The sequence below is a fragment of the Plantactinospora sp. A48 genome, assembly GCF_055793945.1.
On the sequence record NZ_JBTIXF010000042.1, the window covers coordinates 18,808 to 34,142 of the forward strand.

The window sequence follows — 15,335 nt, forward strand, 5'->3', positions numbered from 1 at the left end:
CGGCGGCACCCTGGGCGGGGCCAACTGGGCGTGCACGGCCGGGCCGGAGCGGTCCGGTATTAACGGCCGGGCTTCCCGTACCACCACGCTGGTGGACAGCCGCGCCCGCCGGAGCGGTCCGGGCGGCGGGGCGGTCCGGTGCCCAGGACCGGTCGTCGGGTCGGGAGTTAGGCTCGGGCCATGCTCCGATCGGTAATTCTCGCCGCGTCCCGGTCATCCCGGGTCGAGCGGCTCGTCGCGACGGCCCCGTACACCCGGGACGTCGTTGGCCGGTTCGTCGCCGGCACCACCTCGGACGACGCGCTCCGCGCCACCCGCGAACTCGTCGCCGTCGGGCTCAACGTCACCCTCGACCATCTCGGCGAGGACACCGTCACGGCGGAGCAGGCCGTCGCCGTCCGGGAGGCGTACCTCGAACTGCTGGCCGGGTTGCGGGCCGCCGGCCTGACCGGGTCGGCCGAGGTCAGCGTGAAGCTTTCGGCCGTCGGCCAGGCCTTCGACGAGAAGCTGGCGTACGAGAACGCGCGGGCGATCTGCGCCGCCGCCGCCGACGCCGGTACCACGGTCACGCTGGACATGGAGGATCACACCACCACCGACTCGACGCTGGACATCCTGGCCAAGCTGCGGGTCGACCACCCGGATACGGGCGCCGTCCTCCAGGCGTACCTGCGGCGGACCGAGTCCGACTGCCGCGAGTTGGCTGGCGCGGGGTCCCGGGTGCGGCTGTGCAAGGGGGCGTACAAGGAGCCGGAGTCGGTGGCGTACCAGTCGGGCGTGGACGTGGACAAGTCGTACATCCGGTGCATGAACGTACTGATGGCCGGCGAGGGATACCCGATGCTCGCCACCCACGATCCCCGGCTGATCGCGATCGGCCAGGACCGGGCCCGCTGGTTCGACCGGACCCCGGACTCGTTCGAGTTCCAGATGCTCTACGGCATCCGACCCGATGAGCAGACCCGGCTGGCCGGCGAGGGTCACACCGTGCGGGTGTACGTCCCGTACGGCGACCAGTGGTACGGCTACCTGATGCGCCGGCTCGCGGAGCGGCCCGCCAACGTCGCCTTCTTCGCCCGCGCGCTCGCATCGAGGAAGTAGCGCGGAGGTCACCGGGGATTGCCACCCCGGGTGCAGAGATCAACACGAGTTCGGCGAAATAGGGGTATCCGGCCGGGTGGGACACCCCTGTTTCGCCGACAATGAGATGATCTCCGCCCGCTGTCCAGGTCTGCCGGACGGGCGGTTGGCGTATCTCGGACAGGGCCGTAGTCTCCGCCCGTGACCGACCGGACACCGCAGCCCGCAGAGACCCCGACCGGCTCGCCGGCCGGAGTGCCGGCACCGGTGCCGACCGCGCCGGTGCCGACCGCGCCGGTGGCGCCCGCGTCCGGGTCGCCGGCCGGTGTTGATGTGCCGACCGCGCCGGTGGCGCCCGCGTCCGGGCCGCCGGCCGGTGGCGATGTGCCGACCGCGCCGGTGGTGTCCGCGTCCGGGTCGCCGGCCAGCGCCGATCATCCGGTCAATCCGTCAGGTGCCGACCCGGCGAACCCGATCCGCCCGAACAGCGCCGAGTCGACTCTGCCGGTCCACCCGGTCAGTGTCGGACCGGATCAGCCGGATCAGCCGGAACAGCCGGGGCAACCGGAACAGCCGGGGCAGCCGGGGCAGCCGGGGCAGCCGGGGCAGCCGGGCGGTGTCGGGCGTGCGCCGGAGGATCCACCGGGTGGGCCGGTGCGTCGTAGCCGGTGGCCGCTGTGGCTGGCGCTCGGGCTGGTCGGCGTACTCCTGCTCTGCCTGACCCCGCTCGGCGTGCTGGCGGCGACCCTCGTCGACCGGCAGGGTGGTCCGGCGCGCGGACCGGCGCCCAGCCCGCGCGCCGGTGACCCGTCCACGGTCACCGGCGCCTGGCTGCGGGATCGGGTCGCGGAGCAGCTCGACCGGCAGTCCGCCGCGTTGCTCGCCGGCGACCAGGCGGGCTTCCTCGCCGTGGGTGATCCAGCCGGGACGGCGGTGGCGACGCTCAAGCACCAGTACGCCGCACTCCGGGCGCTGCACGTGCGGGTCTGGCGGACCGAGGTGGGGGCCCGGCCGACGCCCGTCGCGGACCGGCCGGGTGAGTGGCGGTTCCTGGTGACCTACCAGTACTGCTTCGAGACGGCCGCCTGCGCGCCGAGCCCGTTGGTGGTGGCCACCCACTGGGCGGACGACGGGCGTGCGCCGCGACTGCTGTCCATCGAACCGTCGGGCGCGGATGTCAACGGCCCCCGGCCTTGGCAGGTCAGCGATCTGGTGGCGGTCGCCGGCCGGCGGGTGACCGTGGCCACCACCCCGGCCCTGCGGGGGCGGCTGCCGGATCTGCTGGACCGGGCGGAGCGGGCGGCGGTGGTGGCCGACCGGTACGCCGTGACCGGGGTACCGCCGGGCCGGTACGTCGTCTACTACGCGGGTCCGGCCGAGTGGCGCAGCTGGTACGGCGGCGACCTGCCGAAGTGGACCGGCGGTTACGCCACCCCGGTCGGCGGTGGGCACCACGACGTGGTGTTGAACGCCGACGACCTGACCGGCAACCACGCGGCCCTCGATCCGTTGCTGCGGCACGAGATGACACACGTCGCCTCGCTGTCCGACCGGAACCGGGTCGGTCCGGAGAACTGGTGGCTGGTGGAAGGGCTGGCCGAGCAGGCCGCCGCCAACGGCCGGCAGCCGAGCCGGTCCCCGGATCTCGGCGCGGTCCGGCGGCTCGTCCGGGACGGCTGGACCGGTCGGCTGGCTGACCTGCGGCCGGGCGACGACACCCCCGACTGGCGGGTGGTGGCCGGTTACGGGGGTAGCTATCTCGCGGTCCACCAGTTGATAGAACGGTTCGGCCGGGCCGCCACCTTCGAGTTCTTCCGCGCCGTGGTGCAGGAGGGGAAGACGTCGGATCAGGCGTCCCGGCTGGCGTTCGGGGGAGCGTGGGAGCCGCTTGCCGCGGACTGTGTGACGTACCTGCGCGACCTGGCCGGCTGATCCACCCACCGGCGCGACCGGCCGGTCGATCCACCGGCGCGACCGGCCGATCCACCGGCGCGGCCGACCCGGTCCGGTGGGACGAGGGTCACGGTGTGGTACAGGTCGATGATCCGGCCGAAAAGGTTGCCGACCGACCGCGCCAGCCGGCGGCGAGCCTGGGATAGTGAACGTCGCTCCCAGCGCGGAGCCCCGGTCCGCGTCCGGAAGCGAACCGGGGCACCCGTCCGGTGGTCACGGTGGCGCCGCCGTGACCACCGGGCGCCCGTCGAAGGGCGCCGGACGTCTCCCGAGTCACCTGAGTCACAGACCGGTCAGTGCGAAACTTTCATGATCAAAGGCCCGAAGGCATCGCGCCGGTAACAGCCGTCCCGCTACCGTACTGGTAACACGCGCGTTGCCCGCCGTGACGGACACGGTCGTCATCAGGTGGCCCGCGCCGGGGATGGGATGGGTTGGTGAGCCATGGCGGGATCACCACAGTCCGACGGTCGGTTGTCGGAGGTCAGGTTCCTGACGGTCGCCGAGGTGGCGTCGCTCATGCGGGTGTCCAAGATGACGGTCTACCGACTGGTGCACTCGGGTGAGCTGACCGCGGTCCGGGTCGGGCGGTCGTTCCGGGTGCCGGAACACGTCGTACACGAGTATCTGCGGGGAGCGTTCCAGGAGAGCGCGTAGCGTCCGGACGCCTTCTCCCCGGGGCCGCGTTGGCCTTGATCGGAACCGGCGGTTACCCTGGACCGCGACCGTGACCCCATTCCGGTGTGCTATGCCACCAGCCGGGTCCGGTCCGTTGTCCAGCTCGGTTCCCGGGTTACCCGATTGTGGTTCCCGGGCCGACCCGCACGTTGCATCAGAAGGGCTGTCGTATGGGCTCGGTGGTCAAGAAGCGCCGCAAGCGCATGGCTAAGAAGAAGCACCGCAAGCTGCTGCGCAAGACCCGCGTCCAGCGTCGCCGTCTCGGCAAGTGACCCGTTGGCCGGGCCCCGGCCCGGCCAACGGAAGCGCCGGCCCTTCGTCGACCTTCGGAGGAACGCGGTGATCAGCTCCCGGCAGCCCGGTCTCGACCGGTCCACGCCGGCGGGAAGCACGCCATGACCCTCGGCCACACCTTCGGTGTGCCGGGGGTCGTCGTGGTGACCGGGGTCAGCCGCTACCTCGGCGCCAACGTCGCCGCGCGGCTGGCCGCCGACCCGGCGGTGGGGCACGTGGTCGGGCTCGACCCGCAGGACCCGCCACTCGAGCTGGCGCCGCTGCTCGACGGCGTCGAGCGGATCCGCGCGGACGCCGGTTCGGTGCCCACGGTTGTCGCCGACCTGCACGCGGAGGCCGTCGTACACCTTGCGCTGGTCACGGCACCCGACAAGCAGCAGGGTGGCCGGGCGGCGATGAAGGAACAGAACGTCATCGGGACGATGCAGCTGCTCGCGGCGTGCCAGCGAGCGCCGATGCTGCGCAAGCTCGTGATCCGGTCGTCGACCGCCGCGTACGGCGCGTCGTTCCGGGATCCGGCCGTGTTCACCGAGGAAACCGAGCCCCGCGAGGTACCGCGGGGCGGTTTCGCCCGGGACATCCTGGATATCGAGGGGTACGTCCGGGGCTTCCGGCGGCGGCGGTCCGAGGTGACCGCCACGGTGCTGCGGTTCGCCCCGTTCATCGGGTCGGCCGCCGACACCACCCTGACCCGGTACTTCTCCCGGCCGGTCGTGCCGACCGTGCTCGGCCGGGATCCCCGCCTCCAGTTTCTGCACATCGACGACGCGCTGGAGGTGCTGCACCGGTCGGTCGTCGAGGATCACCAGGGCACCTTCAACGTGGCCGGCGCCGGTGTGCTGGCACTGTCCCAGGCCATCCGCCGGGCCGGCCGGATCCCCCTGCCGGTGCCCGAACCGGGGCTGTCCGGGGCCGCCGGGGTGGCCCGTACCCTCGGATTCGACCGTTACGGCCTGGACCAGGTCGACCTGATCGTCCACGGCCGGGTGGTGGACACCACCCGGCTGATCAGCGAGTTCGGCTACACCCCCCGGACCACTGCGGCGGCCTTCGACGACTTCATCCGGGCCCACCTCGACGGCGCGCTGGTGCACGGTAACCGGCTCGCCGCGGCCGAGCAGGCGATCCTGGACGGCGTCCGGCAGGTCCGCGCGTCCGCTCGGCGGTCGTCATGAGCGAACGTGATGACCACCGGGACGCGGTGTCGACAGGTGACGCCGACTGCGGCAGCGTCCCGTCGGCTGACGCCGACTCCGGCAGCGTCCCGTCGGCTGACGGCGGCTCCGGCGCCGGTCCGTCGGAGCGGAGCAACGGTCACCGTCCCGAGCCGCCGGCTGGACTGGCCGGACCCTCGCGGAACGGCACGGCGGCGGGCGGCTCGTCGCGGAACGGTACGGCGGCGGGCGGCTCGTCGCGGAACGGCACGGCGGTGGGTGGCTCGTCGCGGAACGGCATCGCGGCCAGCGGATCGCCGCTGAACGGCGCGGCGGTGGGTTCGCCGGCGGTGGCCGACCAGCCGGGTGAGGTGTGGGACCGGCGGGTCGCCCGGGGGCTGGCCTTCCTGCGCCGCCGACTCTCCGGGCAGTACGAGGTGGACGAGTTCGGGTTCGACCCGGAGCTGACCGACCAGCTCTTCCACCCGGTGCTGCGACTCCTCTACCGGGACTGGTTCCGGACCCGGATCACCGGAGTCGAGAACCTGCCGGCCACCGGACCGGCCCTGCTGGTGGGCAACCACTCCGGGACCGTGGCGTTGGACGCGCTGATCCTGTCCGCCGTCGTACACGATCGGCACCCGGCGCGGCGGCACCTGCGGCTGCTCGGCGCGGACCTGGTCTTCCGGATGCCTGTGGTTTCCGAACTGGCCCGCAAGTCCGGCGGCACGGTGGCCTGCAACCCGGATGCCGAACGGCTGCTCAACCGGGGGGAGCTGGTCGGCGTCTTCCCCGAGGGATTCAAGGGGATCGGCAAGCTCTACGCCGAGCGGTACCGGTTGCAGCGGTTCGGCCGGGGCGGCTTTGTCTCGGCGGCGCTCCGTACCGGCACGCCGATCGTCCCGGTGGCCATCGTCGGGGCCGAGGAGACGTATCCGATGCTGGCCGACGTCAAGCCGCTGGCCCGACTGCTCAAGCTGCCGTACTTCCCGGTCACGCCGACCTTCCCGTGGCTCGGCCCGCTCGGCGTCATCCCGTTGCCCAGCAAGTGGCTGATCCAGTTCTGCGAGCCCATCCCGACCGAGCACCTGACCGACCAGGCCGATGACCCGCTGGTCGTGTTCAACCTCGCCGATCAGGTCCGGGAGACCATCCAGCAGACCCTGCTGGAGTTGCTGCAACGCCGTCCCGATCCGTTCGGCCCCTGACCGGGCCAGGGTCTGAGGCCCGAGTCGGGTCCGACCGGTCCGACCCGACGTCTGAGCCGGGTCGACCCGAGTCGGGCCCATGGTCCGAGTGGGGTCCATGGCCCGAGCCGGGTCAGAACCGGGAGAGCGCGGTTGTCAGCGGCCCGAGTCCGCGGGCTGCGGCGGAGCCAACTTCCCGTGGTCGTCGCCGGGCAGGCCGGTGATCGGGGTCATCGACGGAAGGTCACCCCGGGTCCCACGGGGTTGGCTGGACGGTCGGACCAGCGACCGCTCCGGCGTCGGGTCGCCGGGATCGGCGGCGGCGGGCTGCCGGCTCACCGGGCAGGTGCGGGGCAGCGGGCCCAGCGAATCCGACCGGATGGAGGGCTCGACACCGCAGGCCAACCCGGCGGACAGCGCCCGGGTCCGGGCCTCGATCTCGTCCAGCAGCGCGAGGGACGCGGTGGTCCGATCCCGACCCGGCCGGTCCGCCTGGCTGGCCAGGGAGTTGAGCTGCCGGCGCTGGTCGGCGGCGAAGGAGCCGATCAGGTCGAGGGAGTGCTGGTCGCGGCGCTGCACCGCGGCGTCGGTCAGCAGTCGTACGCCCTGCCGGGAGTCCGCGTCCATGTCGTCGAGCACCGCGGCGAACCCGATCGCGTCCCGCATCTCGGCCGCCTCGGCCAACCGGGTCCGGGCGAAACCGAGGAAGAGCTGACCGCGTCCGGTTTCGGAACCGCTGAGTGCGAGTTGCGCGCGTTCGGTGGACCGCTTCATCCCGTACAGCGCGTCACCGGGGACGGCGTCCTCGCTGGCGGCGGAGATCCCGGACAGCGCGACCGCACCGGATGCGATACCGATCACCAGGGCCGCGCGGATCCGGGTACGCCGGCCCAGCTTCAGCAATCCACGTCGACCCTCCTGACCAACGGACTCGTCAACGGTCTCGATCCCCGGGCGGGTGCCCAGGCCCTCGCGGTCGGCGGTGGCCAGCAGCGAGGCACGCAGCTCGGCCCGGAAGCCGGGCGCGACGTCCGCACCGAGGGGTTGCTCACCGCGCAAATGGTCACTGAGCGCGACCAGACCGTACAGCTCCTGGTCGAGCCGGGACCGGGCCCGATGACGGCGGCCTCCGTCGGCCTCAATGAGTTGCGCGAATCGTTCGGCGCGCCGGCGATTGGTGACCGGGTTGACCATGCCGCACCTCCCTTCGCTGATCACGACCGCGCGGTCGGCAACCCGATGCGGCCGTTGCGATGGCGGCGACAGAAACCGAGACCGGTAACGATCACGAAGGGGCCGGAGTATCGGCCCGTCAGATCCGGGGAAGGTGGGCAACCGCCGTTCGCACCCGGAAAAACGGTCGGTGAACCAAACCGGTTACGGGGTGGTCAACATGTCGGGCGAAAGGGTGAGGGGCCCCTCGGCGTCACGGCTGAAAACCCTCGGGCAACAATCGGGCCAGGGCGCGGACCGCACGGTACTGGAGAGCCTTGATCGCGCCCTCGTTCTTTCCCATCGTCCGTGCCGTCTCGGCCACCGAAAAGCCCTGCAGGAAGCGCAACACGATGCACTCCTGCTGCTCGGGGTTGAGCTGCTTGACCGCGGTCAGCAGAGCGACGTTGGTGATGTGCTCCACCACCGCCGCCTCCGGGCTGCCCTCCGGGCCCCGGTCCTCCCGGTCGGCGTCCAGGACGTCCCCGGTGGTCACCTCCAGCCGGTACCGGCCGGACTTGAAGTGGTCGGCCACCAGGTTGCGGGCGATGGTGACCAGCCAGGCACCGAGGTCACGGCCCTGCCAGGTGAAGCTGCCGATGCGTTTGAGGGCCCGTAGGAAGGTGTCCGAGGTGAGGTCCTCGGCCAGTTGCCGGTTGCCCACCCGGAAGTAGACGAACCGGAAGACCGTGTCGACGTACCGGTCGTAGATGAGGCCGAACGCCTCCGTCTCGCCGGCCTGGGCGCGTTCGACCAGGCTCCAGACCTCGGTGGCCGGATCCGAGGGGTCCGGACGGGACGGGAAGCCGGTCGAGGGACGTGGCACCCCGGTCGGTGGCTGCTCGGGAATGATCGGCAGGATCGTGGTCTCGGTGTTCGACGAGTCCACCGGCGGTGGGTTCGGGGCCCGGTGCTGTCCCGGCCCCGGTTGTGCCGGCATCGTCGGCCGGGTCGGCGCGGCTATTCGGCCGTTGCCCAGTGGCTTGTTGCCGGATGGCAGGTGCCGGGCCGGTGTGTCGTTGTGCGGTGGACGGTTTTGGGTCCGACGACCCACGCCACCGCCCCGCACGGCGGCGCTCAACATGTCCGTGACCGACGTACGCAACTGGGCGAGTCCCTCGTTGCTCTGGGCTCCGCGCTGGTCGCGGCCGGCCGGCCCGTCTGAGTAGGCGTGTGCGGTCACTTGCCCTCCCCAACCCGGCCGCGCCCGTACCGGGCCGGCCCTCGGGTCCCATCGGTGGCGGTGTTGCGGTGAGGTGTCGGGCCGGGGTGCCTCGCGGCGGGATGTGTGCGCTCGCGGAGCTGACGCGCACCCATGAGGTGCGGGTCCGATGCACTGACAGGCACGGGCGGCCTCCTCGGGCTGAGGGGTGTCGACTCACAGCAAAAGGGGTGAGCCGACCCGAGTGATGATAGGGCCAACGTCACCCGTATGTGGTGAGTCCGTTACACAGAGCCAGAGTATTTCCCAGGTCGGCATACGGATGCCGGACACTTTGTCCGCTGTCGGATGCCGGACAATTGGCAGGCTGGACCGTTTGGGCACGACTCGGATAGCGCGACACGCCGAGGTCGGGACGATTCACTCGGCGTGTCGAATATGTGATCGGAAATGGACCCTGGCGTTCGGCTCAGATGCGCCGACGGCGGTCCCATTCACGGTACCGCTGACTGTCTCGGATAGTCGAGAGATCGTGGATATCTAAGTGCAAATTGCCAGTTGACCCTGAAAGTTCCTCGCCACCGCCGCGTTTTCCCGGACCTCGGCGTCGGTAGGGTGCGCAGGACGCCGCTGGCGGCCGGTAACCGGCCGCGGGTGGGCGGGAGACGGTGGAGGTGTCGGATGGGTGTGGACGTGGACGCCCGGCTCACATTGATCACCCGACCGGGCTGTCACCTGTGCGAGGTGGCCCGGGAGGCGATCGGGCGGGTGGCGGCGGCCACCGGGGACCGGTGGGTCGAGGTGGACGTCACCAACGATCTGGAGTTGGAGCGGGAGTACGGCGACCGGCTCCCGGTCGTGCTGTTGGACGGGCGGGAACACGGGTACTGGCGGGTCGAGGAGGACCGGCTGCGGCGCGATCTGACCGCGTCACGCCGGACCGGATGACGTCGTCCGGCTGGCGTATCGTGCCAGCATGGCCCCCGCGCGTACCCACCTCGTCTGGGACTGGAACGGCACCCTGCTGAACGACCTGACCCTGGTCGTCGACTCGACAAACGCGGTGTTCGCCAGCCTCGGCGGACGGGCCGTCACGGTCGACCAGCACCGGACGCTGTTCCGCCGGCCGATCGCCGACTACTACACCGAGGTCCTGGGTCGGGTGGTCGACTCCGACGAGTTCGAGCGGCTGGACAAGCTCTTCCACGACGCGTACCGGTTGGGGCTCACCTCCTGCGAGTTGGCCGCCGACGCGACCGGCGCGATCCGGTCCTGGTCCGGCAGCCAGTCGCTGCTGTCCATGTGGTTCCACGACGAACTCGTACCGACCATCGAGACGTACGGGCTGGCCGGGCTGTTCCAGCGGGTCGACGGCCTGCGCGGCACCGTGGGCGGGGACCGCAAGGCCGAGCACCTGGCCCGGCACCTCGCCGCGCTGGAGATCGACGGCAGGTCCACCGTGCTGATCGGTGATTCCATCGACGACGCGGACGCGGCAGAGTCGGTCGGCGCCCGGTGCGTGCTCTACACCGGTGGCTTCACCGACCCCGAGCGGCTGCGCTCCTCCGGGAGGCCGGTCGCCGACTCACTGACCGACGCCGTCCACCTGGCCACCACCCTCACCTGAGCACCCAAGAGGTTCGCTGGCACCCACGGTTCCACCGATGCCACCGCGGGTTCCGCCGACCCCGCCGACGGCGGGTCCGCCGATCCGACCCGCGGGTTCCACCGACCCCGCCCACGACGGGATCAAGCCTGACCGCCCAGAGCGGGCGGGGTCGGTGGAACCCGCAACCCGCCCCCGCATGAGGCGGAATCCGCCCCATCGGTGGAACCCGCCCCCGCATGAGGCGGAATCCGCCCCACCTATCCCCGCAGGTACGCGAGCACCGCGAGCACGCGGCGGTGCTGCTCCTCGTCGGGCGGCAACTGGAGTTTCGTGAAGATGTTCCGGACGTGCTTCTCCACGGCGCCGTCGCTGACCACCAGGGTCCGGGCGATGGCGGTGTTGGACCGGCCTTCGGCCATCAGCGACAGCACCTCACGTTCGCGGGGCGTCAGGTCCCGCAGCGGGTCGTCGCGGCGGCGTCGTACCAGGAGTTGACCCACCACCTCCGGGTCCAGCACCGTCCCGCCGGCCGCCACCCGGCGTAACGCGTCGAGGAACTCGTCGATCGCGGCCACCCGGTCCTTGAGCAGGTACCCGATCCCGCCGACCGGCCCGCCTCCGGTGCTGCGCACGGTCGCGAGCAGGTCGTCGGCGTAGGAGACCTCGACGTACTGGGAGAGGACCAGGACCGGCGTCCGGGGGACGAGCCGGCGGGCTTCGACGGCCGCCCGCAGCCCCTCGTCGGTGTGCGAAGGGGGCATCCGGACATCCACGATCGACACGTCGGGCCGGTGCGCCACCACGGCCTCGACCAGGGCGGGGCCGTCGCCGACCGCCGCCACCACCTCATGTCCCTGCTCGGTCAGCAGGCGGACCAGGCCCTCCCGGAGGAGTACGGCATCATCGGCGATCACCACGCGCATGGGTTCCGTGTCTACCACCCCGCCGCCGCCACCGTCACCCGGTCGGGCTCCGTCCGTCGGATGGCTCGGGGTTCGGTACGCCGGTCGGGTCGGCCGTTCCCCGTACGCCGGTCGGTCAGCGCGCCGGATCCGGCCGGGCCGGCAGTTCGGCGCGCAGCAAGGTGGGCCCACCCGGCGGGCTGGTCACCGAGAGGTCGCCGTCGGCGGCTGTGACCCGGTCACCGATGCCGGCCAGGCCGTGTCCCTTGGCGACGTGCGCGCCGCCGGCACCGTTGTCGGTCACCTCGACGACGAGCCGCTGGCCGGAGAGGCTGACGGCAAGCCGGCACTCGGTGGCCCGGCTGTGCTTGGCGACGTTGGTCAGCGCCTCGGCGACCACGAAGTACGCGGTGCTCTCGATCGTCGGGTCCAGTCGGCCGCCGGCGGCGCTCAGCCGGGGGTCCACGGTCAGTTCGATCGGGATGATCCCGCGGGCGGCCAGCGCCGCCAGGGCGCTCGGCAGACCCCGGTCCACCAGGATCGGTGGGGCGATGCCCCGGGACAGCGCCCGCAGTTCGGTGAGGGTGTCCCGGGTTTGCGCGACCGCCTCGTCCAACGTCCGTCGGGCCGCCTCCGGGTCGACGGCGAGCTGCTGCTGAGCCCGACCGAGGTCCATCGCCAACCGGACCAGCCGCTGCTGCGGGCCGTCGTGGATGTCCCGTTCCAGCCGGCGCAGCGCGGTCGCCTCGGCCGATGCGGCGGCGGCCTTCTGCCGCTCCAGCACGGTGATCCGGTCGCGCATCTCGGCCACGCCGGTGAGCAGCGCACGGCCCAGGCTGGCCCGCAGCAGGGCGCAACCTCGGACGACCAGCGGCAGGGTGATCAGGAAGAACGCGCCGATCGCGGTGTTGAGGCCGATCCGGGCGGTGGCGGAGTCACCGAGCCCCAGCAGCTCGTTGAGGCCGGTCTCGTCCGGGGAGCGGGGGATCGCCCAGTCGTATGCCCAGTAGAGGCTGCCGCCGATCGCCCCGAGCCACCAGACCAGGGTGATCACCGTGGTCACGATGGAGAGGGGGAAGCTGAGGAAGCCGTGCGCCAGGTCGAGCCAGGACTGGGCGTCGGTGATCGGGGTCACGATGCGTCGCCAGACACCGGCGGTCGTTGGGGCCTGGCGGTACTGCGGGCGTACCCGGGGGCGGTGGAGGATCGGCGCCATCCGGAGCCGTTCGATATCGGCGAGGGCCCGCGCCGCGTAGAGGGCGCCGGCCACCACGGGCAGGCCGATCACGGTCACCGCGAGACCTGCGCCGAGCGAGATTCCGACAATCAGGACGGCGAAGCCCAGTATGCCCAGCGGGAGCCCCAGCAGGACGTACCCGGTGTCGATGGCGAGCTGGCGGAGGAGGTTGCGGGTGGGAGCTTGGGGAACGGGGTGCGCGGCGGCTGCGGTGGTCATGCTCCTGACGTTAGGCATCTCGGCGCTCCCTCCCCATCCCGTCGGCCAGCCTCTCAACGGTAGGGCTGGCCTCACCAGCCGAGTGCCGGCCGCCGCCGGGTGGTGGTCGGGAAGGGTTGGCTGGCGGTGTCGGGCGCGGGTCGTGGGTCTCGCTGGGTCGAACGGCGGTCGCGGCAAGCCGGACTCGCGCGATTGGCGTTAGAAGTCGGAATTGAGCAATAATCGCCGAGCGCCCTGGCGGGGTGCTGAATCCGATCTTCGAAATGGAGCGCCTGGTGAACGCCCTCCGTGATCTATCAAGATCGCGATTTGTGCACACCTTCACAAGCGCCTACTCTGTAGTTCCGGCGAGCCCCGCTAGCACAGCCGGTCGTTGCGGCCTCCGGCGGGCGCCCCGCAGCGGCCCGCCTGTTCGGGCGGTCGAGGATCGCATCGCACGGAGTCACATGAGTCAGCAGCGTCCCACAGGCACGCCCGGCCGCGCCGGTTCGGTTCCGGCGCTCCCGGACCTCCCTGAGGCGACGGTCGCCCGGCTGCCCGAATACCTGCGTGCGTTGCATCACCTCGCCGAGACCGGGCACGACACCGTGTCCAGCGAGGGGCTCGCCGCAGCCGCCGGGGTCAACTCGGCCAAGCTGCGCAAGGATCTGTCCCACCTGGGTTCGTACGGCACCCGTGGGGTCGGCTACGACATCGCGCTGCTCGTCGAGCAGATCGAATTCGTGCTCGGGCTCACTCAGCGCCGGTCCGTGGCGCTGGTCGGGATCGGTAACCTTGGTCACGCCCTCGCCGGCTACGCCGGCTTCGGCAGCCGGGGTTTCCGGATCACCGCGCTGTTCGACGCCGATCCCGGCCGGGTCGGCGAGGAGATCAACGGCCTGGTCGTCCGGCACGTCGACGAGATTCAGCGGTACGCCGTCGAGGAGCCGATCGCCATCGGGGTGATCGCCACGCCCGCCTCCGCCGCCCAGCGGGTCGCCGACCAGCTGGTCGAGGCCGGTGTGACGAGCATCCTGAACTTCGCCCCGTGCGTCCTCTCGGTGCCCGAGAACGTCGACGTGCGCAAGGTCGACCTGGCCATCGAGCTGCAGATCCTGTCGTTCCACGAGCACCGCAAGGCGACGTTGACGGGTCTGCCCGGGACTGGTTTCCCGGCGCTGCCCCGCGCCCTTCCCGACACCGGTACCCAGGAGGCGGTCGGCACGTGAACCTGCTCGTCGTCGGCGCGTCGTACCGCACCACTCCCGTCGCCACGCTGGAGCGGCTCGCGGTCGCACCCGCCGAACGCAACCAGCTCGTCGGCCAGCTCGTCGCCCAGCCGTACGTCGGCGAGGCGGTGGTGGTCTCCACCTGCAACCGGGTCGAGATCTACGCCGCGGTCTCCGGCTTCCACGGCGGCCTCGGCGACATCTGCGCGGTGCTCGCCGCCCACGCCGGGTACCCGCCGACCGAGCTGGCCAACCACCTGTACGTGCACTACGACGGCGCGGCGGTCGACCACGTCTTCCGGGTCGCCGCCGGGCTCGACTCGATGGTCATCGGTGAGGCGCAGATCCTCGGGCAGCTCCGGGACGCCTACCACGCGGCCACCGAGGCGGACGCGGCCGGCCGGCTGCTGCACGAGCTGATGCAGCAGGCCCTGCGGGTCGGCAAGCGCGCCCACACCGAGACCGGCATCGACCGGGCCGGTCAGAGCGTCGTCACCGCCGCCCTGCAACTGGCGGCCACCCAGCTGCCCGGCGGGTTGACCGACCGGCCCGCCCTGGTGGTCGGCGCCGGCGCGATGGGCGCGCTGGCCGTGGCCACGCTGAGCCGGACCGGCGCCGGGGCCCTGTCGGTGACCAACCGTGGCGCGGACCGGGCGGCGCGGCTGGCCGCCTCGTACGGCGCCACGGCGGTACCGATCGAGGACCTCGCCTCGGCGGTGGCCGGCGTGGACGTGGTGGTCGCGGCCACCGCGTCGACCACGCCGGTGCTCACCCGGGCGGTACTGACCCGGGCGCTGGCCGAGCGTGCCGGGCGCCGGAGCGCCCCGCTGGTCCTGCTCGACCTGGCCGTGCCCCGGGACGTCGAGCCCGAGGTGGCGGAGCTGCCCGGGGTGCTCGTGGTCGACATCGACCGGTTGGCCACCGAACTGCCGGCGGGTCCGGCCGCCGCCGACGCCAGGGCGGTGGCCGAGATCGTCACGGCCGAGGTGGAGACCTTCGTCACCTGGCTGCGTGGTGCCGACGTGGCGCCCACGGTCGCGGCGCTGCGTGGTCGAGCGGACGAGGTCGTCGGTGCCGAGCTGCGGCGGCTGGCCAAGCGCCGGCCCGAGCTGACCGAGGAGCAGCGCGGCGAGGTGGCCCACACGCTGCACCGGGTGGTGCAACGCCTGCTGCACTCGCCGACCGTGCGGGTCCGCCAGCTCGCGGCCGAGCCGGGTGGCGACCAGTACACGGCCCTGCTGCGCGAGTTGTTCGATCTCGATGTGCCGCACACCGCGGCCGCCGAGGTGGTTCCGGACATCGCCGCCGAGGGCGGGCCGGGGTCGCCGGTCACCGGGATGGCGCCGACCGCCGGAGCGGAGCTGACCGCCGGAGCGGAGCCGACCGCCGCGGCGGAGCTGGCCGCCGGGCCGGCGCCGGGCGAGGTCGCGCCGGACGGCA

At 72.1% G+C, this 15,335-nt stretch carries 12 protein-coding genes and 2 pseudogenes; 10 read left to right on the plus strand and 4 right to left on the minus strand.

The features are described from left to right. The first annotated feature begins 180 nt into the window (after positions 1-180). The 6 genes from ACXN5W_RS20520 to ACXN5W_RS20545 all read left to right on the plus strand — a co-directional run bounded on the left by ACXN5W_RS20520 (position 181) and on the right by ACXN5W_RS20545 (position 6,367). A complete protein-coding gene (locus ACXN5W_RS20520) occupies positions 181-1,101 on the plus strand; it encodes a proline dehydrogenase family protein (RefSeq protein ID WP_473159951.1) in 921 nt (306 codons plus the stop codon). A gap of 180 nt (positions 1,102-1,281) precedes the next feature. Continuing rightward, positions 1,282-3,012 (plus strand): hypothetical protein, encoded by a 1,731-nt coding sequence (locus ACXN5W_RS20525; RefSeq protein WP_473159952.1) that lies wholly within the window; start codon positions 1,282-1,284, stop codon positions 3,010-3,012. A gap of 465 nt (positions 3,013-3,477) precedes the next feature. After that, positions 3,478-3,690: a helix-turn-helix domain-containing protein gene (locus ACXN5W_RS20530; RefSeq protein ID WP_473159953.1), complete on the plus strand. Its 213-nt coding sequence runs from the start codon at positions 3,478-3,480 to the stop codon at positions 3,688-3,690. Between the two features lie 191 nt (positions 3,691-3,881). Beyond that, entirely contained in the window at positions 3,882-3,983 is a 102-nt protein-coding gene (locus ACXN5W_RS20535; protein WP_007465623.1) for a 30S ribosomal protein bS22, read from the plus strand. Positions 3,984-4,106: 123 nt separating this feature from the next. Continuing rightward, positions 4,107-5,180 (plus strand): NAD-dependent epimerase/dehydratase family protein, encoded by a 1,074-nt coding sequence (locus tag ACXN5W_RS20540; RefSeq protein ID WP_473159954.1) that lies wholly within the window; start codon positions 4,107-4,109, stop codon positions 5,178-5,180. Positions 5,181-5,494: 314 nt separating this feature from the next. Then, positions 5,495-6,367: a lysophospholipid acyltransferase family protein gene (locus tag ACXN5W_RS20545; RefSeq protein ID WP_473159980.1), complete on the plus strand. Its 873-nt coding sequence runs from the start codon at positions 5,495-5,497 to the stop codon at positions 6,365-6,367. A 309-nt stretch (positions 6,368-6,676) separates the two neighbouring features. Here the strand turns inward: ACXN5W_RS20545 and ACXN5W_RS20550 are convergent. Beyond that, positions 6,677-7,540, minus strand: a pseudogene (locus tag ACXN5W_RS20550) (DUF5667 domain-containing protein); the annotation flags it as partial. A 232-nt stretch (positions 7,541-7,772) separates the two neighbouring features. Continuing rightward, complete coding sequence (locus tag ACXN5W_RS20555) at positions 7,773-8,741, minus strand: ECF subfamily RNA polymerase sigma factor, BldN family (RefSeq protein WP_473159955.1); 969 nt, start codon at positions 8,739-8,741, stop codon at positions 7,773-7,775. Between the two features lie 660 nt (positions 8,742-9,401). On the opposite strand from ACXN5W_RS20555, the gene ACXN5W_RS20560 reads away from it, so the two are divergent. Together ACXN5W_RS20560 and ACXN5W_RS20565 are read left to right on the plus strand one after the other, a co-directional pair. After that, the gene (locus tag ACXN5W_RS20560; RefSeq protein WP_473159956.1) at positions 9,402-9,668 is read left to right on the plus strand and encodes a glutaredoxin family protein; all 267 of its coding nucleotides are present in this window, start codon (positions 9,402-9,404) and stop codon (positions 9,666-9,668) included. A gap of 28 nt (positions 9,669-9,696) precedes the next feature. Further along, positions 9,697-10,347, plus strand: coding sequence for an HAD family hydrolase (locus tag ACXN5W_RS20565; RefSeq protein WP_473159957.1), 651 nt, complete (start codon positions 9,697-9,699; stop codon positions 10,345-10,347). 239 nt (positions 10,348-10,586) lie between these two features. Here the strand turns inward: ACXN5W_RS20565 and ACXN5W_RS20570 are convergent, their stop codons facing one another. Both ACXN5W_RS20570 and ACXN5W_RS20575 read right to left on the minus strand, forming a co-directional pair. Next, complete coding sequence (locus ACXN5W_RS20570; protein WP_473159958.1) at positions 10,587-11,252, minus strand: response regulator transcription factor; 666 nt, start codon at positions 11,250-11,252, stop codon at positions 10,587-10,589. Between the two features lie 115 nt (positions 11,253-11,367). After that, positions 11,368-12,687, minus strand: coding sequence for a sensor histidine kinase (locus ACXN5W_RS20575; RefSeq protein ID WP_473159959.1), 1,320 nt, complete (start codon positions 12,685-12,687; stop codon positions 11,368-11,370). Positions 12,688-13,133: 446 nt separating this feature from the next. Here ACXN5W_RS20575 and ACXN5W_RS20580 point away from each other — a divergent pair, with 446 nt between their 5' ends. Beyond that, positions 13,134-13,895 (plus strand): redox-sensing transcriptional repressor Rex, encoded by a 762-nt coding sequence (locus tag ACXN5W_RS20580; RefSeq protein ID WP_473159960.1) that lies wholly within the window; start codon positions 13,134-13,136, stop codon positions 13,893-13,895. Beyond that, positions 13,892-15,253, plus strand: a pseudogene (locus ACXN5W_RS20585) (glutamyl-tRNA reductase); the annotation flags it as partial. The gene ACXN5W_RS20580 and the pseudogene ACXN5W_RS20585, both read left to right, overlap by 4 nt. Between the last annotated feature and the right edge of the window lie 82 nt (positions 15,254-15,335).